This is a genomic window from Tardiphaga sp. P4_G1 (genome assembly GCF_056401215.1).
This window is the reverse complement of record NZ_JBFUJU010000011.1, coordinates 34,413-55,888: the sequence shown is the minus strand read 5'-3', so window position 1 is coordinate 55,888 and position 21,476 is coordinate 34,413. Positions and strand designations below refer to the sequence as shown.

The 21,476-nt window shown below is 62.3% G+C and carries 19 protein-coding genes; 7 read left to right on the top strand and 12 right to left on the bottom strand.

From position 1 onward, the window contains the following. Positions 1-25 precede the first annotated feature (25 nt). On the top strand, positions 26-1,819 hold the full coding sequence (locus AC1DUY_RS24365; protein WP_478117718.1) for an ABC transporter substrate-binding protein: 1,794 nt from the start codon (positions 26-28) through the stop codon (positions 1,817-1,819). Positions 1,820-1,921: 102 nt separating this feature from the next. Here the strand turns inward: AC1DUY_RS24365 and AC1DUY_RS24360 are convergent, their stop codons facing one another. From AC1DUY_RS24360 to AC1DUY_RS24330, 7 genes are all read right to left on the bottom strand, one after another. Beyond that, entirely contained in the window at positions 1,922-2,464 is a 543-nt protein-coding gene (locus tag AC1DUY_RS24360; protein ID WP_478117716.1) for a hypothetical protein, read from the bottom strand. A 228-nt stretch (positions 2,465-2,692) separates the two neighbouring features. Next, positions 2,693-3,703, bottom strand: coding sequence for an NAD(P)H-quinone oxidoreductase (locus AC1DUY_RS24355; protein ID WP_478117714.1), 1,011 nt, complete (start codon positions 3,701-3,703; stop codon positions 2,693-2,695). Positions 3,704-3,833: 130 nt separating this feature from the next. After that, positions 3,834-4,925: an alkene reductase gene (locus tag AC1DUY_RS24350; protein ID WP_478117712.1), complete on the bottom strand. Its 1,092-nt coding sequence runs from the start codon at positions 4,923-4,925 to the stop codon at positions 3,834-3,836. Between the two features lie 183 nt (positions 4,926-5,108). Continuing rightward, positions 5,109-5,609, bottom strand: a complete 501-nt coding sequence (locus tag AC1DUY_RS24345; protein ID WP_092139718.1) for a DUF1993 domain-containing protein — start codon at positions 5,607-5,609, stop codon at positions 5,109-5,111. Positions 5,610-5,797: 188 nt separating this feature from the next. Further along, the gene (locus tag AC1DUY_RS24340) at positions 5,798-7,027 is read right to left on the bottom strand and encodes a lytic murein transglycosylase (RefSeq protein WP_478117710.1); all 1,230 of its coding nucleotides are present in this window, start codon (positions 7,025-7,027) and stop codon (positions 5,798-5,800) included. A gap of 116 nt (positions 7,028-7,143) precedes the next feature. After that, entirely contained in the window at positions 7,144-7,635 is a 492-nt protein-coding gene (locus AC1DUY_RS24335; protein WP_478117708.1) for a GNAT family N-acetyltransferase, read from the bottom strand. A 62-nt stretch (positions 7,636-7,697) separates the two neighbouring features. Next, positions 7,698-9,143, bottom strand: a complete 1,446-nt coding sequence (locus tag AC1DUY_RS24330; protein ID WP_478117706.1) for a helix-turn-helix domain-containing protein — start codon at positions 9,141-9,143, stop codon at positions 7,698-7,700. A 212-nt stretch (positions 9,144-9,355) separates the two neighbouring features. Here AC1DUY_RS24330 and AC1DUY_RS24325 point away from each other — a divergent pair, with 212 nt between their 5' ends. Both AC1DUY_RS24325 and AC1DUY_RS24320 read left to right on the top strand, forming a co-directional pair. Next, the gene (locus AC1DUY_RS24325) at positions 9,356-9,565 is read left to right on the top strand and encodes a DUF4170 domain-containing protein (RefSeq protein WP_068733054.1); all 210 of its coding nucleotides are present in this window, start codon (positions 9,356-9,358) and stop codon (positions 9,563-9,565) included. 249 nt (positions 9,566-9,814) lie between these two features. Further along, positions 9,815-10,363: a hypothetical protein gene (locus AC1DUY_RS24320; RefSeq protein WP_309947764.1), complete on the top strand. Its 549-nt coding sequence runs from the start codon at positions 9,815-9,817 to the stop codon at positions 10,361-10,363. A 5-nt stretch (positions 10,364-10,368) separates the two neighbouring features. Here the strand turns inward: AC1DUY_RS24320 and AC1DUY_RS24315 are convergent, their stop codons facing one another. Then, complete coding sequence (locus tag AC1DUY_RS24315) at positions 10,369-11,253, bottom strand: metallophosphoesterase family protein (protein WP_478117703.1); 885 nt, start codon at positions 11,251-11,253, stop codon at positions 10,369-10,371. Positions 11,254-11,391: 138 nt separating this feature from the next. On the opposite strand from AC1DUY_RS24315, the gene AC1DUY_RS24310 reads away from it, so the two are divergent. Together AC1DUY_RS24310 and AC1DUY_RS24305 are read left to right on the top strand one after the other, a co-directional pair. Continuing rightward, positions 11,392-11,880, top strand: coding sequence for an NUDIX domain-containing protein (locus AC1DUY_RS24310; protein WP_478117701.1), 489 nt, complete (start codon positions 11,392-11,394; stop codon positions 11,878-11,880). A 57-nt stretch (positions 11,881-11,937) separates the two neighbouring features. Further along, entirely contained in the window at positions 11,938-12,450 is a 513-nt protein-coding gene (locus AC1DUY_RS24305) for a GNAT family N-acetyltransferase (protein ID WP_093759621.1), read from the top strand. A 144-nt stretch (positions 12,451-12,594) separates the two neighbouring features. Here AC1DUY_RS24305 and AC1DUY_RS24300 read toward each other — a convergent pair whose 3' ends face one another. From AC1DUY_RS24300 to AC1DUY_RS24290, 3 genes are all read right to left on the bottom strand, one after another. Then, positions 12,595-14,949 carry a TonB-dependent receptor gene (locus AC1DUY_RS24300; protein WP_478117699.1) on the bottom strand — a complete coding sequence of 785 codons (2,355 nt, stop codon included), beginning with the start codon at positions 14,947-14,949 and terminating at the stop codon, positions 12,595-12,597. A 124-nt stretch (positions 14,950-15,073) separates the two neighbouring features. Further along, entirely contained in the window at positions 15,074-15,451 is a 378-nt protein-coding gene (locus tag AC1DUY_RS24295; protein WP_175368677.1) for a DUF2946 family protein, read from the bottom strand. A 205-nt stretch (positions 15,452-15,656) separates the two neighbouring features. After that, on the bottom strand, positions 15,657-16,583 hold the full coding sequence (locus AC1DUY_RS24290; RefSeq protein ID WP_175368678.1) for a LysR family transcriptional regulator: 927 nt from the start codon (positions 16,581-16,583) through the stop codon (positions 15,657-15,659). A 101-nt stretch (positions 16,584-16,684) separates the two neighbouring features. On the opposite strand from AC1DUY_RS24290, the gene AC1DUY_RS24285 reads away from it, so the two are divergent. Together AC1DUY_RS24285 and AC1DUY_RS24280 are read left to right on the top strand one after the other, a co-directional pair. Beyond that, positions 16,685-18,403, top strand: coding sequence for an FAD-dependent oxidoreductase (locus AC1DUY_RS24285; protein WP_175368679.1), 1,719 nt, complete (start codon positions 16,685-16,687; stop codon positions 18,401-18,403). Further along, a complete protein-coding gene (locus tag AC1DUY_RS24280) occupies positions 18,400-19,386 on the top strand; it encodes a Bug family tripartite tricarboxylate transporter substrate binding protein (protein ID WP_246297868.1) in 987 nt (328 codons plus the stop codon). The genes AC1DUY_RS24285 and AC1DUY_RS24280 overlap by 4 nt, the downstream gene beginning before the upstream one ends. 22 nt (positions 19,387-19,408) lie before the next feature. Here AC1DUY_RS24280 and AC1DUY_RS24275 read toward each other — a convergent pair whose 3' ends face one another. Continuing rightward, positions 19,409-21,472 carry a hypothetical protein gene (locus AC1DUY_RS24275; RefSeq protein ID WP_175368680.1) on the bottom strand — a complete coding sequence of 688 codons (2,064 nt, stop codon included), beginning with the start codon at positions 21,470-21,472 and terminating at the stop codon, positions 19,409-19,411. Positions 21,473-21,476 lie beyond the last annotated feature (4 nt).

The window sequence follows — 21,476 nt, the reverse complement described above, 5'->3', positions numbered from 1 at the left end:
TGAAACAGAAGTGAGGGAGGAAGCTATGAGGCACCAGACGACACAGGCACGTCGCCCGACGCGCCATATCATGATGACCAGCGCTGCTGCGTTGATCACGGCGACTGCGCTGCTCGCCGCGCCGGCCAAGGCCGACGACGCCACCATTCAGAAGTGGATCGACAGCGAATTCCAGCCATCCACGCTGTCGAAGGCAGAGCAGCTGAAAGAACTGCAGTGGTACGAGAAGGCCGCGCAGCCGTTCAAGGGCATGGAGATCAATATCGTCTCCGAAACCATCACCACGCACGAATACGAATCGCGCACGCTGGCCAAGGCGTTCTCCGAAATCACCGGCATCAAGCTCAAGCACGACCTGATCCAGGAAGGCGACGTGGTCGAGAAGCTGCAGACCCAGATGCAGTCCGGCAAGAACGTCTATGACGGCTGGATCAACGACTCCGACCTGATCGGCACGCATTTCCGCTACGGCCAGACCATCGCGCTGTCGGACTACATGACCGCAGAAGGCAAGGACGTCACCAGCCCGACGCTCGACGTCAAGGACTTCATTGGAACGTCCTTCACCACCGCGCCGGACAAGAAGATGTATCAACTGCCTGACCAGCAGTTCGCCAACCTCTACTGGTTCCGGTACGACTGGTTCACCAATCCCGACTACAAGGCCAAGTTCAAGGCCAAGTATGGCTACGATCTCGGCGTGCCCGTGAACTGGTCGGCCTATGAAGACATCGCCGAGTTCTTCACCAACGATATCAAGGAGATCAACGGCGTCAAGGTCTATGGCCACATGGACTACGGCAAGAAGGATCCGTCGCTCGGCTGGCGCTTCACCGACGCCTGGCTATCGATGGCCGGCAATGGCGACAGGGGTCTTCCGAACGGTCTGCCCGTCGATGAATGGGGCATTCGCATGGAAGGCTGTCGTCCGGTCGGCTCCTCCGTCGAGCGCGGCGGCGATACCAACGGTCCGGCCGCCGTGTATTCGATCGCGAAATATCTCGACTGGATGAAGAAGTATGCCCCGCCGCAGGCGCAAGGCATGACCTTCTCGGAGTCGGGTCCGGTGCCGGCGCAGGGCAATATCGCCCAGCAGATGTTCTGGTACACCGCTTTCACCGCCGACATGGTGAAGCCGGGTCTTGCGGTCATGAATGCCGACGGTACGCCGAAGTGGCGCATGGCCCCGTCGCCGCATGGCTCGTACTGGAAAGAAGGCATGAAGCTCGGCTACCAGGACGTCGGTTCGGGCACGCTGCTCAAGTCGACGCCTGCCGATCGCCGCAAGGCGGCCTGGCTCTATCTGCAGTTCATCACCTCGAAGACGGTGTCGCTGAAGAAGAGCCATGTCGGTCTCACCTTCATCCGTGAGAGCGATATCTGGGACAAGTCGTTCACCGAACGTGCGCCGAAGCTCGGCGGTCTAGTCGAGTTCTATCGCTCGCCGGCCCGCGTGCAGTGGTCGCCGACCGGCAACAACATCCCGGACTATCCGAAGCTGGCGCAGTTGTGGTGGCAGAACATCGGCGATGCGTCGTCCGGTGCGAAGACCCCGCAGCAGGCGATGGACTCACTGGCCGCAGCTCAGGATTCGGTGCTCGAACGTCTTGAACGATCCAAGGTTCAGGGCGAATGCGGACCGAAGCTGAACAAGAAGGAAACCGCCGAGTTCTGGTACAACAAGTCCGCGAAGGACGGCAACATCGCGCCCCAGCGCAAGCTGGCCAACGAGAAGCCGAAGGGCGAGACGGTGGACTACGACACGCTGATCAAGTCGTGGCCCGCAACCCCTCCGCAGAAGCGCGCGTCGGCGAATTAAGGCTGACTCAATAAACACAAAGGCCGGGAGTGATCCCGGCCTTTTCTTTCTGCCAGCACTCCTGCTGTCGTCATTACAGGGACCGTAATGACGATCCTCATCTCAAATCTCGGTCGCCAGTGCCTTGCGGGCGATGCTGGCTGCGAACAGCGGTGTCTCGCGATTGTTGTGATCGCCGCCAGCGGCCTGCCGCGCTGCCGCTGCCTGCTCGTATGTCTGGCCGCGCTCGGCGATAAACGCCATGAATGCGTCTGTCGGATGACAGGTGACGCGGTTGGTGTAACGCGTGCGGCTGGCATCCAGTGGCTCCGCGATCAGCTCCCAGATGACGTTGACCTGTGTGCGCCCGCTCGCGGTGAACACGTCCGAGATCGAATTCATCCGGCAATAGGTAGGCGTCGCCTCTTCAGCCACATAATGCTGTATCACCAGTCCGGCTCCGATCTGCTCGACATTGATGGACATCCGGCGTCCATCGTCGGTACTGGTCGTTCCGGCGGAGATGTGGTCGGGCGGGCAGCAGCGCTGATATTCGGCCTCCGGCAGGTTGAACAGCCAGTCGGCGATATCGATTTTTTCGATGGGAACGTCGATCTCGCTCGAATAGGCCGATTGAGAGAGTATCTGATCAAGGAGGATCTTCATGCTATGTCCTTTGCAGTGACGAGGGCGCCTCAGCTATCGAGTGCATCCATCCGACGTTCGCTAACGGGAACGACACCACTGTTCTGGCAGCACCGCCCACATTCCTCCATCACGCGGTAGCTTGCTGTTCGCATGCTTGCGTTTGCGCCATAGCAACGAACGTATATGCGCCCCGCATGCCGGAGGCGCAGGAACTTACAAGACGCTATTGCGCTGCCGCTTCCGACTTTAGGGGATCAAGAGTATTTTGCCGAAGTGCGCAGCGCGTTCTAGATAGCGATGCGCCTCTTCGGCCTCGCGCAAGGCGAATGTCCGGTCGATGATCGGCTTCAATTCACCTTCCACGAGCGCTGGCATCCATCGCTCCGCGAAACGCCCAACCATATTCCGCTTCTCATGCAGAGAGACGGATTTCATTACCGTCCCTTCAATCCGTAGTCGCCTGAAGAGCACGAGATCGAGGGGGAGCGTTGCTTGCGATCCACCGGAGACGCCAATCTGGATCAGGCGTCCGCCCGGCCGCAGTGAACGAATGTTGCGCTCGAGATAAGGGCCTCCGACGAAGTCGACAATCACATCGACGCCGGGATCGGGGGACAGCTGCGCGATAACGTTTTCGAACTGTTCACCGCGGTAGTTGATCGCCAGATCGACGCCAAGAGCCAGCAACCTCGTACGTTTCTCGTCGCTGCTTGTAGTGATGACGGAGCCCGCTCCGGATAGAACCGCCAGTTGCACGGCTGCAGAGCCGACGCCCCCGCCTGCACCATGGATCAGAGCCCGCTCGCCTTTTTGCAGGCGCCCGAGATGAAAGAGTGCCTGATGGGCTGTAACAAAGGCTTCGGGAATGGCTCCCGCTTCGATATCCGTCATCCAGGTCGGGACGGGTATCGCCAGCCCGGCATCCATCCGTGCAAACTCTGCATAGCCGCCACCGCCCGTGATCCCCATGACCCGGTCACCCGGCTTGAATTGCGTCACGGCTTCGCCGGTATCGATAACCGTTCCGGCAATCTCCAGGCCCGTCAGGTCGGAATCGCCGAAGTTAGGCTCCTTGCCATACTTCCCTTTTCGATAATTGATATCAGCCTGGTTTATCCCGGCAGCCGCGACGCGCACGATCAGGTCGTTTGGCCTTGCGGAGGGCGAGGGGAGCCCGACATATCGCAAGACCTCCGGCCCGCCGAAGTGATCGAAGGCAATAGCCTTCATGGAAGCGGGATATGTGGGCTGCGTCATGTCGAACCTGTTGAGGCGTCGCCGCGTCGTTGCGGCACGAGATGGAGAATTTACGAAGCGCGTTGCAAGCGCACAAATAGCAGAAAAGGCCGGGACGATCCCGGCCTTTTCACTTTATCGATAGCGGATCTTACTTCGCCGCAGCCAGCGTTGGGTAGTCCGTGTAGCCCTTGGCGCCGCCGCCATAGAACGTCGCCTTGTCGGCATCGTTGAGTGGCGCGCCGCTCTTCAGGCGCTCGACCAGATCCGGGTTCGAGATGAACGGCTTGCCGAAGGCGATCAGGTCGGCGGCATCGGCCGCGAGAACCTTGTTGGCGAGCGCGAGATCGAAGCCGTTATTGGCGATATACGTTCCACTGAAACGCTTGCGCAGGCTGGCATAGTCGAACGGTGCCACGTCGCGCGGACCGCCGGTCGCGCCTTCGACGACATGCAGATAGACCAGCTTCTCGGCGCTGAGCCCGTCGGTGATGTAGTCGAACAGCTTTTGCGCCTGCGTGTCGGCGGCGGCATCGTTGGCCGGCGTCACCGGCGAGATGCGAATGCCGGTTCTGTCGCCGCCGATTTCCTTGGCAACTGCCGCGGCCACTTCCAGCATCAGTTTGGCGCGGTTCTCGAGCGAACCGCCATAGGCGTCGGTGCGCTTGTTGGTGCTGTCACGCGCGAATTGCTCAAGCAGATAACCGTTGGCGCCATGGATCTCCACGCCGTCGAAGCCGGCTTCGACCGCATTGGCAGCGCCGCGGGCGAAACTGTCGATGACGCCTTGAATTTCACCCAGCTCCAGCGCGCGGGGCTCCGAGACGTCGGTGAAGGTGTTGTTGACGAAGGTCTTGGTGTTGGCGCGGATCGCCGAAGGGGCCACCGGCGCTCCGCCATTCGGCTGCAGGCTGACATGCGAGATACGGCCAACGTGCCAGATCTGCATATAGATATGACCGCCCTTGGCATGCACGGCCTCGGTCACCTTCTTCCAGCCGGCGATCTGCTCCTTGGTGTAGACGCCCGGGACGTCCTGATAGCCCTGGCCCTGCTGCGAGACGGGTGTGCCTTCGGTTACCAGAAGGCCGGCGCTGGCACGCTGGCTATAATATTCGACCGCTAGCGGATTCGGTACGTTGCCCGGCAATGCGCGATTGCGCGTCAGCGGGGCCATTACCGTGCGATTGGTCAGCGTGTTCGCACCAAGCTTGTAGGGTTCGAAGAGTTTGGACGTGCTCATGATGAATGATCCAGTCGATGAAAGGTGAAATCGAATTGGGCATCATGCAGCGCATTGGCAATACCGCTGCGCTGCATGTCGTTGGTTCAGGATAAAGCGATCGTAGCGATGACGGATTGAATGATCATGATCTCTCTATCGGTCGGCCAGTAGCCGAATATCCTTTGGTGATGGTCCGGCTTACTACGCGCCGAGGAAGTCGCGCTTGCCGATCTCGATGCCGCTATGCCGGAGAATGCCGTGGGCGATAGCGACGTGGAAGTAGAAGTTGGGCAGCGAGAAGCTGCTCAGATACTGCTGGCCCGTCATGGTCGTGGTCTTGCCGCCGCCGATCGGAAACGTGACCTCGCGTGCGTCGGCGCCTTCGAATTGAGCCGGCGTGAAGCCCTTCACATAGTCCATCGCCTTGGCCAGACGCTGTTTCAATTCGCCGAAGGTTTTCTCGGTGTCCGGTACCGACTGAGGTTCGTTCTGGGTGAGCCGGGCGCAACCACGCATCGCCTGGTCGCAGGCGACCTGAACCTGGCGAGAGAGCGGCAGCATGTCGGGATAAAGCCGCGCGCCGAGCAAGGCTTCCGGCTCGATCTTTTTCGCGGTGACGTGGGCCTCAGCCTTGTCGAGAATGGCGGAGAGGCTGCCGAGCATCTGCAGATAAGCAGGCACGGCGGAATCGTAAAATGACATGTGATGCTCTTTTTCGGTCAATTGCGGCTGCGCAGCGGTGACGACCCGGAAGGGTCAAGAAAGATGCTGCTGCATGGACTTGGGGCGCGGCCAGCCGAATTCAACCGCCCCAGCCTTACAAAAGAGAAGAAATTTCGAGCGTGATCCCGAGATGTGGATACCGTTTCTCGGATCAGATAAATCAGGCTCTAGCGCCCGGATTTCAGTGCCGCCAACAGTTCAGCCGTCGGCCAGGAGTCCGCGGGCAGGCCGAATTTGACCTGCATGGCTTTGACGGCCGTGCGGCTCTGCTGGCCCAGGATGCCGTCGATCTTGCCGACATTGAAGCCGCGCTTCGCCAGCAGTTGTTGCAGCTCGCGCAGTTCGGGATGTGACAGCTGGGCGACAGGGGCGGAGGGCTGCCGCATCTTGGAGGCGCCATTGATGCGGGTGGCGAGATAGGCTGCTGTCGTCGAATAGATCAGCGAATTGTTCCATTCGGTATAGGCGGCGAAATTCGCGTAAGCGAGGAAGGCGGGGCCGTGCCGGCCCATCGGCAGCAGCAGCGATGCCGGCATGCTGTCGTTCGGCAGTGGCCGTCCGTCGGGATAACTCACGCCGAATGACGCCCATTTCGCGCGGGGCAGTTGGATGGTGAGATCGGCCTGATCCCACGGCACGTTGTCGGTGACCCGCACCTCCTGCAGCCATGGCTCGCCGCGCCGCCATTTCAAACCGGTGGAAATATAGTGAGCGGTCGAGCCGATTACGTCGGCGGGGCTGCGCAGCAAATTACGATGGCCATCGCCGTCGTAGTCGACGGCATAGTTGAAATAATGCGTCGGCAGAAACTGCGTCTGGCCGAGCTCGCCGGCCCATGAGCCGATCATCTCGGCCGGCGACAGGTCGCCGCGATCGATGATCTTCAGCGCGGCGATGGTCTCGTCCTGAAACATCTTCGAGCGCCGGCAGTCATAGGCCAGCGACACCAGCGAGCGCAGCGTCTGCAGATTGCCCATCTGCACGCCGAAGTCGCTCTCCAGCGCCCAGAACGCGGCGATGACCGCTGGCGGCACGCCATATTCCTTCTCGGCGCGCGCAAAGGCTGCGGCGTTCGCCTTGATCTTCAACTGCCCGTTCTGCATCCGGTAATCCGCCGCCATGCGGCCGGCGAATTGCGTGAACAACTGCCCGAACACCCGCTGCCCGCGGTCGCGATTGACGATGCCCTGATCGTAGACGAGATAGGGCGCCGCTTCCGCCATCGCCCGCTGCGATACACAGGCAGCAACGGCCTGCTGTTTGAGGCTGGCGAGGAATTGATCGAAGCTCTGGCCGCCATGACAGGACGCTGCGCGCTGCGCGGAAGCGGGGGAGGTGAAGGAGATAAGGGCAGATGCTGCAACGAGAATTGTGAATCGCACAGACATTCGCAGCATGAACCAGACCTCTCCGCTGTCGTACCCGGACTTGATCCAGGCATCCATCTTTCTCCCACACTAACATTCAAGATGGATGGCCGGGTCAAGCCCGGCCATGACATGTCATACAAGCATCAGCGCTCGAGGACCCATCGTGTTACGGCCTGATGAAAATTCAACGGTCCGGGTACGGTCATATGGGTCTTCACATACTTGAAGCCGGCTTTTTGCAAGGTTCGATTCGGCCCGATGTTGAAGGCATTCGGCTCGCAGAACAGCGATTTCAGCTTCAGCATATCGAAATAAAGTGCGGCGCTCTGGCGGACGCATCGAGTGCCGATACCGCTCTGCCGTTTATCCGGGTGCAGCACGTGAAGATGCATGGTGGCGCTTTCGCCATAGACGATCTTGTCACAACTGGAAAATCCGATGGGCTGATCATCCATTAGCCACAGCGCGACAACGGCCGCGCGGCGTTCCGGCGGGAGTGCATATTGTTGGCCGATACGCTCTTGCCAGATCAGCGCCGGCGGCATCCTGGTCGGATCGACGCCCATCGTTTCCAGGAATTCCGGCGTGGCATTGTGGAAATAGGTGCTGACGACGTGAGCTTCGGACGGCAGCATTTCCCGGACCAGCAACGTCATCAATGGCCTCAAAGTTAGGGGCGATCGGGAAGACCTTGCAATTATAGTTCCCGCGCATTGCTGAAAGCAAATGACGATACCCGCCGCGTATTCTCGTCCAGGATCAGGCTGCGCGTGATCGGCGGCTCGGCGCGCTGGCTGCAATTCTCGCGCTCGCAGAGGCGGCAATTGACGCCGATCGGCGTGCCTTCAGTCTTCTCCAGATCGAGGCCTGCTGAATATGCGAGCTTGCCGGCATGGCGGATCTCGCAGCCGAGGCCGATGGCGAAGCGCGGTTGCGGCTGCGGATGCGGCGCTGCGGGCCGGCGTAGCGTCTGTGCGATGGAGAAATAGCGGCTGCCATCGGGCAGTTCGATTACCTGGCTCAGCAGGCGGTCCGGCGTGTCGAAGGTCGAATGCACGTTCCACAGCGGGCAGGTGCCGCCGAATTTCGAGAACGGGAAGGTGCCGGATGAAAACCGCTTCGAGACGTTGCCGGCATTGTCGACGCGCAGCATGAAAAACGGCACGCCGCGCGCATTCGGCCGCTGCAGTGTGGTGAGGCGATGACAGATCTGCTCGAATCCGACATTGAAACGCTGGCCGAGCACCTGCACGTCATAGCTCAGCGCTTCCGCGGCGGCATGAAACGCTGCATAGGGCATCAGCGTCGCTGCTGCAAAATAGTTGGCCAGCGTGATGCGATAGAGCCGCCGTGTGGTGTCGTCGAGCGGGCCGGCGCGGCCGATGATGGTCTCGAAATGCGATGAACATTCGACGAGGCCGATCTGGAACGCGGCCTGAAAGGCGCGGCCGGGCGCATCGACCATTTCCGAGATCAGCAGCTGCCGGCGATGTCGGTCGAAACGTCTGAGCGTCTCGCGCATCACATCCACCGGCATAATGCGAGTGACGATCGAATATTTGTCGCGCAGTCGCGTACTCAGCGCCGCAAACAGATCCTGCGACGGCACGTTGATCTCGTCGCGCAGGCTTTCGGCGGCCGCTTCGAGTTCGGGGAAGTAGTTGCGGTTGGCTTCGATCAAATCACGCACGCGCTCGATCGGATTGGCCTCGAATGGCGCGCCTTCATGCCGATCGGCCATCTGCGCCGCCACCATGGTCTCGCCGCGCCGCGCTTCGGTATAGGCCGCGTAGAGCCGCTGCAGCGCATGCGTGACGCCCGGACAGAGTTCGGCGAGGTCGCGCAATTCCTGTTTCGGCAAATCGATCTGGCGAAACAGCGGATCGGAAAAGATTTCGTTCAGCTCCGCGAAGAAGCGATCTTCATCCGCCGTCGCGAGATCGCGGAGATCGAGGTCATAGGTCTCGGCGAGGCGCAGCAGCAACTGCGCGGTGACCGGCCGCTGGTTGCGCTCAATCAGATTGATGTAGCTCGGCGAAATGCCGAGGCCCTCTGCCATCTGGGTCTGGGACAGGCCCTGTTGCTGCCGGATCCGCCTGAAGCGCGGCCCCACGAACAGCTTCTTGCCAGACTCGCCCGCCATCCGCGCCAATTCCTGGTTCCCCGACTCGCCACTGGGTCGTTGATTATGACAAAATTGACAAAATGACATTTATTACAAGTCGTGATGTTACATCACATCACCATTCAAACACAAGGCATCTGGTGGTTTTGCCCGACATGGCGTTATCTGTTCACACGGTGAATGCATCGCATGTCACGAATGTCGATTTAAGGAATGAACAGGAGCACGACATGTCACACGGTAGCAATTTCTGGGTCATCGGCGGCGAGTTCGGTTCGATGAACTTCCACAAGCTGGTTGAAGGCTCGGCCCAGGTGCAGGGCCCGTTCAAGACACGCAAGCAGGCCGAAGAAGCCTGGAAGACCGTGTCGGAAGAGAATCGCCACCGCGCCGGCGTCCGCTTCTCCATCGTCGAAGAGCCGAGCCGCCAGGTCGCTTAGGACCGACGGGTCGCCTGAAGCTGAGATCCCGAGCGGCGCCAGTGCCGCCGCTCGCCTCAAGCCTGTCGCTGATTTGCCCATAAGAAGACGTCCAAGGATATCAGCGGCCTTATCCGGGAAACCGGGTGGGGCCGTTGATGCGTTTAGCGGCCAAGCCTCTGGAAACAAACGGCCTTTCCGGCACTCGTGGTTACTGATAGGTTACTGCCCGGTGGATGGCGCGCTCAGGCAGCCAGAAAGGGGTCCAGCGTGGCGAGTAACGGGACGAAGCCTGTCGAGGAAGTCAGGCCGCAGCGGCTGCGCGACGCGTTGCGTCAGGCCCGCATCGAGGCGGCCGATCGCACCGGTGTCGTCGTCGAGCTGCGCGATGCCGAAGTGGCGCGGCTGGAGATCCTCAATGAAGCGCTCGATCCGCTGTTCGCCGAGATTCCTGTTGGCATCGAGATGTTCGACCGGGGCATCAGCCAGGGCGACACGCCGCGGCTGTGGATTGACATGGTCGCTCATGTGGCGATGGGGCGTGACAAGCGCATGTATCGCTTCGTGCAGGACACCCGCCATGGCCGCGTGGTGCTGGCCGAGGCGCATGACGTTCCGACCATCGTAAAGGCGGTCACCGACTATATCGCGCGCCGCATGATCGAGCGCGAGCACGCGCTGGTGACAATGCCGGCGCCGGAGGTAGCGACGGCGGTGAAGAAGCCGCGCAGCAGATTCTGGCCGTTCGTGTTCGGTGTGATTGTCGGCGTCGTGGGACTATTTGCGCTCGCGCTGTTCGTGTCCGTGCGCGGACATTAGTCACGCTACACCAGCATCGTCCGCGTCAGCTCGTGTACCATATTGCTGCCCCCGAATCCTCGCACCGTCTGCTCGCAGCGCCAGCGTTCGCCGTCGCGTTCGATGGCGAACAGATTGTAGGCGGCTGCCGGCTTGTGGCCGTGTGCAACCGATGATGCCGATGGCACGCCGATTGCGGGAATGCGCCGCTGTGGGCCGTCGAACCACATGGTCGAATGAATGTGGTCGTGGCCGTGCAGGATCAGTTCGACGCCGTGGCGCTTGAGCACAGCTTGCAGCGCTTCGGAATCCGTCAGTCGCTTCATTTTCTGCTTTGAGCGTAGCGGATGATGAATCAGCAATACGCGAAACAGATGAGCGTCGGCGAGGCCGCCAAGCATAATGTTGAGCGCCCTAAGCTGTGCGTCGCCGAGCGAGCCCGTCGCCATGAACGGCGCGGTTGGCACACTCGACGACACGCCGATCAGAGCCAGCGGGCCGCGGATACGCAGAAATGGAAAGCGCGTATCGGGGGTGCCGTCACTGCGCATATAGTCGCCGAAGGTTGCCGCAAAGCGCTCCGATGCCCCGCGCACATAGGCGTCGTGATTGCCGGGGACCAGGGAGACCTTGTCCGGTGTGCCGACGCTCTCGATCCAGCGGCGCGCGCGCGGGAATTCGGCATCCAGGGCGAGATTCACGAGATCGCCGGTGACGGCAATATGGTCCGGCTGCTGCGCCTGCATGTCGCTGACGATGACATCCAGCATGTCGCGGCGGTGGATCAGGTGCCGGTTACGCCGCCAGTTCAGATAGCCGAGCACGCGCTGCCCCAGGAGCTCGCGCCATTGCGGCTCTGGCATCGGCGGAACATGCGGATCGGACAGATGGGCGAGGGTGAAAGCGGTCATGAGAAGCGATCTGCCCCTGCGCGTATGTGAACAAGCCGGCTCAATGCGCCCTCATGCCTGTGAAATCCCTGCATGTTTTGGCAAGGTGGGGCATATGACGCAAGCACCCACCGTGTCGCCAGCCAGGAATTTGCCGCGATGACCTCACCGACGTTGCGGCAGCGGCTGGAGCCGACCCTGCGCAAATTCGTGCATCTGTATTTCCGCTTCGCCCGCGGCATGACCTTGGGCGTCCGCGCCGTGGTGCTGGACGCTGACAATCGCGTGTTTCTAGTCCGGCACACTTATGTCACCGGCTGGTATCTACCCGGCGGCGGCGTCGAAGTCGGCCAGACCTTTCGCGAGGCGCTAGACATGGAGCTGCGGGAAGAGGGGCGCATCGAACTCACGGGAGAGCCGGTTCTGCATGGTGTCTTTCTCAACAGTCACGTCTCGATCCGCGATCATGTGGCGGTCTATGTGGTCAGGCAGTTCCGGCAGGACTGGTTGCCCGAGCCCAATCGCGAAATCGCCGAAACCGGCTTCTTCGCCCTCGATGCCCTGCCTCACGACACCACCGAGGGCACCCGGCTGCGGCTGGCCGAGATCTTCGACGGCAAGCCGATCAGTGCTACCTGGCGGATCTGATCCCGTCCGCCCGGGCAATGGACCGCGCGCCCGCCAAATGCTATCCCGCCTCCCGATATGAATGACCTTTCTCTGACCATCCTGGCGGAAACCGCCAACGACGCCCAGATCATCGAACGGCTGCATGCCCGCACCTTCGGCCCGGGCCGTTACGTGCTATCAGCCTACCGGCTGCGTGAACATGTCGGTCATCTGCTCGACCTGTCTTTCACGGCACGGATCGGCACGCTGCTGGTCGGCTCGGTCCGGCAATTGCCGATCTGTGTGGGTGATACGCCGGCACTGCTGCTCGGGCCGCTGACCGTCGAGCCGCCATTCCGCAGCCGCGGCGTCGGCCGCAAGCTGCTGGACCGCGCCATCGCCGATGCGCGCAAGAAGGGGCACAAGCTCATCGTGCTGGTCGGCGACGAGCCCTATTACCGCCGGGTCGGCTTCAAGGCGATCCCTAAGGGCAATGTGACCATGCCGGGTCCGGTCGATCAAAACCGGTTGCTTGTGCTCGAGCTGGTGGAGGGCGCCGCTACGGGTCTCGCCGGCGCCGTTCGGCCGGATTGGGACGCGGCGAAGTAATTTTTTGATCCAAGCCGTCATTCCGGGGCGCGCGCAGCGTTAGCTGCGAGCGAACCCGGAATCTCGAAGTGATAGAACCGCATGAGGTTCCGGGTTCGCGCATTCAGCCGCGCTGAATGCACGCCCCGGAACGACGAGTACCAATCAGAACTTCACACTAGCAAATGCCCGCACGTTCAGCCCGGGCTGCAGCACATTGTCCTTGTTATAGGACACCGCGTTGCGGATGGTCTCGTTCAACAGATTGTTGCCGACCACGCCGAGGGTCATTTCCTTGGCGCCGTAGATGCGCGGATCGAGCAGCGTCTTGTAGCTCACTTCCGCTTTCAGCAGGTTGTAGCCCGATGTCGGCGTCTCCGCGATCTCAGCGATGTCGTTCTGCGCGAAAGCGTGCAGCAAGTTCACGCGCGCGAACCAGTTGGCATCGCGCCAGAACAGGCCGCCGCCGGCACGCACCGGCGGAATGCGCGGCACATTGGTGCCGTCGCTGAAGGTCGCGCGCACGATGTCGGCCTGGGTCTCGATACCCCATGTGCCGCCATAGATCTGCGCAACATCGAGCTGGCTCTGGAATTCGCCGCCGCGGAAGATGGCGTCACGCTGCGAATAGATCGCCTGGTTCAGTTCGAGGCCAAGCCCCGCCTGGCAGACTCCGTCTCCGCAGGTGTTGCCGGTCAGGCGGCGATAGATGAAGCCGCTATATTGCGTGTAGTAACCGGTGAGCTCGAAGCGGAACGGACCGGCGGCGCGGCGCAGGCCGAGTTCGACCGACTTCGCCGTCTCGATGCCGAGATTGGGATTGCCGATGTCGAAGGTCTCGGTCGCATCATGTCCGCCGCGCGAGAACAGTTCGGCGGGCTTCGGTGCGCGCTCGGTATATTGCGCGGTGATGCTGGCGGAGAGCCCATACCAGGGCAGGTCCTGGATCAGGCCGATGCTGCCGCTCTTCGGCGTGAAGGTGAGGTTACGCCCGACCGCCGGACCGATCGCGCCAGGATCGGCATTGAGATCGAACTCGTTCGGGATCGACGATGGCGTCGTGCCTGACAGTTCGACATGCTCGATGCGGCCGGCGATCTGCGCCTTCGTGGTTTCGGTGAATTTGAACTCGTTGAAGCTGTAGCCGGCAATCCTTGTGTTCTTATTCGGATCCCACAGGCCGTTGAGCGGGCTGCCGATATCGTCGGGGCTCGGTGCCGTCAGCTCCTGATGATTGATCTGCAGGCCGAAGGCCGACGTGATCGTGGCGAAGCGCGCGTTGAAGGGCATCATCTGCACTTCGAGCCGGCCTTCCTGTTCCTTGTTGGTGAAGGTCTGGCGCACGCCGTCAGACAAGAGATCGCTGGCGTCGGCAAGGCCGATCTCGTTGTGCTTGTAGTTGGTCGCGCCGACCCAGAAGCGGATCGCTTCGACCGCCGCGGCATCCGGGCGATATTCGCCCTTGGCCGTGAACTTGGTTTGCTGGCCGGCGATGCGGGTGCCGACCTGCGCGCCTTCAACGCCCGGAATGCGATAGGTCGTGTTGTTTTGTGTGATCGCCGCGCCGATATAGCCGCCGGTGAAGAAGTAGGAGCCGCCGACCGATGCGCCGGCCGACTGGTTAGCCGAGTTCGGCTGACGCCCGTTGAAGGCAAGGCCGGGCGCGGCATAAGGATAGCTCGGCAGATTGTAGTCGCCGGCCTTGCGGCCATAGACATCGGCATGAACCGCGACATTGCCGCCGCCGGCATCGAGCAGGATGCCGCCATCAACACCGCGATCCACTGAACTGAACGAGGTGCGGACTTCGGCATTCATGCAGCCCGGCGCCGCGAGACCGGCGGCCGGCGCCTTCACCGGCATGCCATAGCTCTGGAACGGCGCCGCCACGGCGCAGTTCGGCAGCGCGTCGGGAATGCGATTGTTGGACGCGCTGACCACGCCGCCGATCGACTGCGAGCCGTAACGCAGCGTCGCCGGGCCGCGGATCACCTCGACCTGATTGGCGGCAAACGGATCGACAGGCACGAAATGATCTTCGCCGAGATCGGATGCGCCGTTGCTGCCAATGCCATTCTCGACAATGCCGACGCGATTGACGTCGAGACCCCTGATGATCGGCCGGCTCGAGGCGCCGGGCGCGTAGCCGGAGCCGGTGATGCCGGGCTTGTTGGCGAGGAGGTCGCCGAGCGTCGAGGCACCGGAACGGCGGATCTCGTCATTCGGCACCACGGTGACGGTGGCGAACTGATCGGTAACGATCGGGAGTTCGCCCTGCTGCGCCTGCACGGCCGGCTCTGCCTCGACCGGCACCGGCGCGGCATTGCGGTTCGGCGCGGGGCGCGTGACATGAGTATGCGCGGTGCGTGACGGCACCGGCTTGCGGCGCACGATCGGGCTTGGCGCGGTGACTTCCACGGCGGGAAGCTGCGTCTGCGCCAGCGCGGATTGCGGGAGGCAGCTCAGTCCCACCACGGCAGATGTGCCGAACAGGAGGGCGCGCTTGAATTGAATCGACATAGGTTTGTCCTGACTTCACCGGCGGCGCGGTTTGTGCGCTTGAGCCGGGACTCGCGGTGATGCGAATCTGACTTCGGTTACGCTGCCTGCGAGGAATTCGCGGCAGCGATCGTCAAAGGTCGTGTCAGGAAACAGGAGGGCCGCGCGGCTGCGACGCGCCGCTGATGGCGTCGAGATGGTCGAATTCAGCCTCGGCGATCCGCTGCAGCAGGACGGCAGCCTGCGGCAACAGCAGGACCGGCGGCGCGGCGAACAGCGCTGTACCGGCCATCGCCATGACGGCGCAGATGGCGCAGGGATCGGCGCCGCGGTGATGGTGGTCAGTATCTGGAGCGGCCGGTGTCTGCGCAGCTTCGCCGGCAGAGAGGGCGATGGCGGTGTCGAGAGGGGCCGCGTGCACCGTCCCGCCATGGACATGGCCGAACGACAGAACGAGCTGCACCGCCAGCGCGAACAGCGCCAGCTTTGCCCCATTCCTGATATTCGCGCGAAACCACTTCATGCCGACAGGCTGCCCCGGCATCGGTCGGCGGAGAGGTCTGCCAGCACCGATGTTATAATGTAACATCGCGCGACAGGCGGCCGGGTGTCAACGGCCAGTCATCTCCGGACACAGAAACCCGGCCTGCTGTGGGATTACGGCAACGCTTCGCGTCGATGGATGTTGGCCAATCCACGCTGATGATGAGAGGGACCGAAATTGCGCGTTACACCGTCGCGCGCCTTGCAATGGCTGTCGCATGCGCGCTGGCCAGCACACGCGCCGTCATCTTCTGAAATTGCAGCGCTGCCGGCGACAGGCTGCGGCCGGTCTGCTGAATCCAGGACAGTTGCCGCGTGATCGCCGGGCGCACGAGCTGGAAAGCGATCAGACCTGGGTACTGCTCGGTCGGCATCATATAGGAGGGCAAGATCGCATAGCCGATGCCCTTCGCCGTCATCGAAAGCGCCGTGTTGATGAGCGACACTTCGTGGGTCGGGATGAGCACCTTGCCATCGCGCCCCAGCCGTCGGTCGATCTGTGCTCGGATCAGCGTGTCGCGGCGCATCGCGATGGTCGGTAGTGTCGCGAGTTCATCCCACGATAGCGTTTGCATCGCTGCGATCGGGCAACCCGGCCAGCCGATGGCGCTGAGACGCCCTCTCACCAGAGGCGTCAGCGTCACCTCGGGCACCGGGCCATCCACGCTGCCGATGGCGAATTCGGCGTCCGACGCGAGCAGCGCGCTTACAAGCTGATCGGATGCGACATCGCGCATGATGACATCAACGTCGGGATAAGCGGTGCGGAATGTCGCGAGCACTGCCGGCATGAGCGCGGAGGCTGCACCGGCCGATGCGACGAAGACGACTGTGCCGCTCCGTGCTTCCGACAGGCTGCGCATCTGACGCGTGAGGCTGAGCGCGTCGCCCAACATACGCTCTGCGGCTCGAACTGCGTCGCGTCCGGCTGCGGTCGGTATACACGACCGTGTCGTGCGGTCGAACATTGGCAGGCCCAACTGCAATTCAAGCTGGCGGAGCAGCAGGCTGACCGCCGCTTGGGTGATGTGAAGTTCTTGAGCTGCGCGCGTCATCGAGCCTGTGCGGCTGACCGCGACCAGTGCTTCCAGTTGGCGAAGGGTGATATTCATGAGGTAATCTTATCAATCAATACTGGAAAAGCGACTTCTCTTATCAAGAGTTGCGGGTAGCTTCAACGTAACGCGCGCAGACGCGGTCGAGGGAGCCAGCCATGCAAGACTATGAGACATCCGTCGTTATCGTTGGCGCAGGGCCTGTGGGCCTCACCGCTGCTCTGGACCTCGCATCCAGAGGGATAGACGTGATCGTGCTCGAGACGCGGCACGCCGGCGAGCCGCCCAATGTCAAATGCAACCATGTTTCGGCGCGATCGATGGAGGTTTTTCGCCGGCTTGGCATCGTGACCCAAATCCGCGACGCCGGTCTGCCGCCCGACTTTCCCAACGATTGCTCGTATCGCACCACCGCAACGGGCATCGAACTCAGCCGGATCGTCATTCCGTCGCGCGCCACGCGCTACACCGCAACGGATGGACCTGACACGTGGTGGCCGACGCCTGAACCGCCGCACCGCATCAACCAGATCTATCTGGAGCCTGTTCTGTTTGCGAACGCGGCCGCCAATCCCAGGATCACGATTTTGTCCCGCACCGAGATGGTGCATTTCGATCAGGACATATCGGGCGTCTCGGTCAAGGCCCGTGGGCTCGATGAGGACCGATCCTTCACCATCCGTGCCCGTTTTCTCATTGGATGTGACGGCGGCCGCTCATTGACACGCAAGCTGATCGGCGCGTCATTTGTAGGAACGCCTGTGATCCAGCGGGTTCAATCGACCCTCATCGATGCGCCGGATCTGAAGACCCTGATGCAGCCCCACACACCAGCCTGGATGGTGCTGGCGCTCAACCCGCGCCGGACCGGCACTGTCGTTGCCATCGACGGGCATGACCGGTGGCTGATCCACAATCACCTCAAGCCGGACGAGCCGGAATTCGACTCGGTCGATCGCGACTGGTCCATCCGTACAATTCTGGGCGTCGGGCCTGATTTCAATTACGAGGTCGTCAGCAAGGAAGACTGGGTCGGGCGCCGTCTTGTCGCCGATCGCTTCCGCGACCGCCGCGCCTTCATCTGCGGGGATGCTGCGCATCTGTGGATGCCTTACGCCGGCTATGGAATGAACGCCGGCATCGCGGATGCGGTTTCGCTCTGCTGGATGCTTGCAGCGCATCTCAACGGCTGGGCGGATGCCGGTCTGCTCGATGCCTATGCGGCCGAACGTCAGCCGATCACCGATCAGGTGTCGCGGTTTGCGATGGAGCATGCGCTGGCCAGCATCAGCCAGCGCGGTGCCGTGCCTACGGTGATCGAGGAAGACAGCGAAGCGGGTGCGGCGGCACGTGCCGCGATCGGCCGCGCCGCCTATGATCTCAACGTGAAGCAATACTGCTGCGCGGGGCTCAATTTCGGCTACTTCTACGATCAGTCACCGGTCATCGCCTATGATGGCGAGGCACCTCCGGCCTATACGATGGGCGATTTTGAACCCTCGACGGTGCCGGGCGCCAGGATGCCGCATGTCTGGCTGAGCGATGGCCGTTCGATCTTTGACGCGATGGGGCCCGGCTATACGCTGTTGCGCTACGATCCGACTTGCGACGTGACTGCGCTGAGAGAGTCCGCGCGCCGCAACGGAGTTCCTCTGACGCTGATTGATCTGTCGATCGCGGATGTCGATGCAGGGCAACCCGCTGAAGCATTGCTGCTGGTGCGGCCAGATCAGCATATTGCCTGGCGTGGTCGCCTCCCTCCGCCGGACCCCGACGCGTTGATTGATCTCATCACGGGCAGAACCGCGTCTACGCATCGGAGCGCAGCCCCGCACCAAAACTCAGCCTCGCATACTGTTTCGGGAGCAATCGCATGACTGTATTCGCTCCGACCCGCAGGATGTTGCTTGCAGGCGCCGCCAGTTCGATCGTGGTCGGTACGACGACGCCCGTGTGGGCCGCCTATCCTGACCAACTCATCAAGATTGTCGTCACCTTTCCGCCAGGCGGCAGCGCCGACATCTTCATTCGTGCGCTTGAGCCGGTGATCGCTGCAGACCTGAAGCAGGGCTTCATCATCGAAAATCGCGGGGGCGCGGGCGGCAATATCGGCATGCAGGCGGTGGCGCAGGCGAAGCCTGACGGCTACACCTTAGGCGTGGCGCCGGCAGGCGCACTGACCATCAACCCTCATATCAGCCCGGCGACGTCTTTCGATCCGATCAAGGATCTGGCACCGATTACGCTGCTTGCCGATATCCCGTTTGTGCTGGTTGCGTCGCCTGACGCCCCATTTGCTACGCTCAAAGAAGCGCTTGCGGCTGCTGCTGCAAAGCCCGGACAACTATCGGTGGGCTATGGCGGCAACGGCACCGTGATGCACATGACGGCTGCGCTGTTTCTCCAAACAACGAATGTCAAACTGACGCTCGTTCCCTATCGGGGCACAGGGCCTGCGGTGACCGATGTCCTTGCCGGGCATATCCCGCTTGCGGTGTTGGACATCCCCAGTTCGCTGGAATTGATCCGTGCCGGGCGACTGAAACCACTTGGCGTCACCAGTGCCAAGCGCGTGCCGTTCCTTCCCGAAGTGCCCACACTCGATGAGCAAGGTGTTGCCGGGTTTGAATCGACGGGCTGGTTCGGCCTCGTGGCTCCCGCCGCGACACCTGGTGACATCGTGACCCGCTTGAATGCCGCCTTCGTCAAGGCTCTGGGAGACCCGGACGTGATCGAGAAGCTGCGGACGATCGGTGCACAGCCGGCACCAATGACGCCGGAAGCCTTCGCGGCCTATATCCGCTCGGAAAGCGCCAAATGGGGGCGTCTCACGCGGGAGATGAACCTCGCGGCGCAATGACCCGCGCCGCCATTGGTTCGTGCTATCGGCTCTCCCGGAGCCACGTCGCAGCGAATGCGCCGAGCAGCAGCAGCAGCCCGATCAGGCCGGCAAACATCGGCAGCACGCCGACGCCGCGGACCACGCTGGCATCGCGCATATGCACGCCCATCCAGCCGTCGCCACGGAAGACGGTCGAGGAGCGCACCGGCACGATGCGCGGCAGCTCGACGCCCGAGCCTTCATTGATCCGTCGGGCGTCGCCACCACTGGCCTGCGCCAGCGGCTTCAGCATCTCGGTGGTCGAGGTGACCTCGGAGAATTCCTTCGGGTTGATCGGGCCGACATTGATCAGCGCCTTCAGCGTGCCGTCGGTGGCCTGCCACAGGCCGAGTTCATCGGCCGGCGTGGTCGCGCGCCACAGGCCGGGCTCGCCGGCTGACAGCGTCAGTTCGCGGGTCTTGCCTGATGGTGAGGTCACAGTCACGGGCTGCACGGCGTCGCCCATGGTCTGGCGCAGCACAACGAGATCCTTGCCCTGACTCTGCAGCTTGAGTGCTTCCTCGTCGAGATCCGGCTGCTTCATCAGCCAGTGCGACGTGCGACGGAGCAGATCGAGATGCGGGCCGCCGCCTTCATAGCCGCGCGCCCACAGCCAGATGTGATCCGACAGCAGCAGCGCGACGCGGCCTTCGCCGGACCGCGACAGCAGCAGCAGCGGCTGGCCGTCGGCGCCAGTCATCACAGGCGGCGTGGTGGTGTTGCGGGTCTCGACGGTGCGGAAGAAGCGGCTCCATTTCGGTGGCTCGGAATTGGAGCCTTCGAGCCCGCGCGTCACCGGGTGACGCTTACCGATATCGCTGAGATGCGCATAGAACGGCTTCTCGCTGACACCGACGGGTTCGGCAGGGAGCACCGAATCCAGCGGTGTGCGCCAGATCGAGGTGTTCGACGCATAGTCGGGACCAGCCGACACCAGCACGGCGCCGCCGGCGCGGACATAGCGCGCGATATTGTCGAAATAGGCGATCGGCAGCACGCCCTGGCGGGCATAGCGATCGAAGATGATCAGCTGGAATTCGTGAATCTTTTGCTGGAACAGTTCGCGGGTCGGAAACGCAATCAACGACAGCTCATTGATCGGCGTGCCGTCCTGCTTCTCCGGCGGGCGCAGAATCGTGAAATGCACGAGATCGATCGAGGCATCGGACTTCAGCAGGTTGCGCCATGTGCGCTCGCCGGAATGCGGCTCGCCGGAGACCAGCAGCACGCGGAGTTTGTCGCGCACGCCATCGATGGCGACCACGGCGCGGTTGTTGACCAGCGTGAGTTCGTTGTCGAGTGGCGAGGCTTCGATCTCGACGATGTTCGGACCGGCATGTTTGATGTCAATATCGACCGACACGGTCTGGCCCGACAGCACCGTGCGCTCGCTCAGCGTATCGCCGTCGCGGCGGATGGCGACACGGGCGCGCTCGCCGGTGACACCCTGATCGTCCAGGCGAAACGTAACGCGTTGCGACTGGCCGACGATGCCAAATCTGGGAGCAGCCGTGATGGCGATGCGGCGATCACGTTCGTCCTTGCGGCCGGTGATCAGCGCATGCACCGGCGCATTGAAGCCGAGACCCGCGACATTGGCCGGGATGTCATGGACACGGCCGTCGGTGATCAGGAAGGCGCCCGCGACACGGTCTGTCGGCACGTCGGAGAGAGCGGAGGACAGTGCGCCGAACAATTTGGTGCCGTCGGTTTCGCCATCAGCCTGTCCGGCTTCGACGACACGGACCTCGAGGCCCTTGACCTGCTTCAGCCGGTCGACCAGCTGCTTCTGCGCTTCCTCGGTTTCCTTGGTGCGCGCGCCGAAATTCTGGCTCGGGCTCTTGTCGATGACGACGGCGGCGACCGATGTGAGCGGCTCGCGCTCCTCGCGTGTGAAGGAGGGATTGGCGAGTGCCAACAGGATCAGCGCCAATGCGGCCACACGCACGGCGGCACCGCGTGCACGGCCGAGCAGTAGCAATGCTGATATCGCGACGATGGCGGCGAGGCCGATCCACAGCACGATGGTCGGGACGAGGGGCGTAAACGCGATGCCGTATTGCATGTCG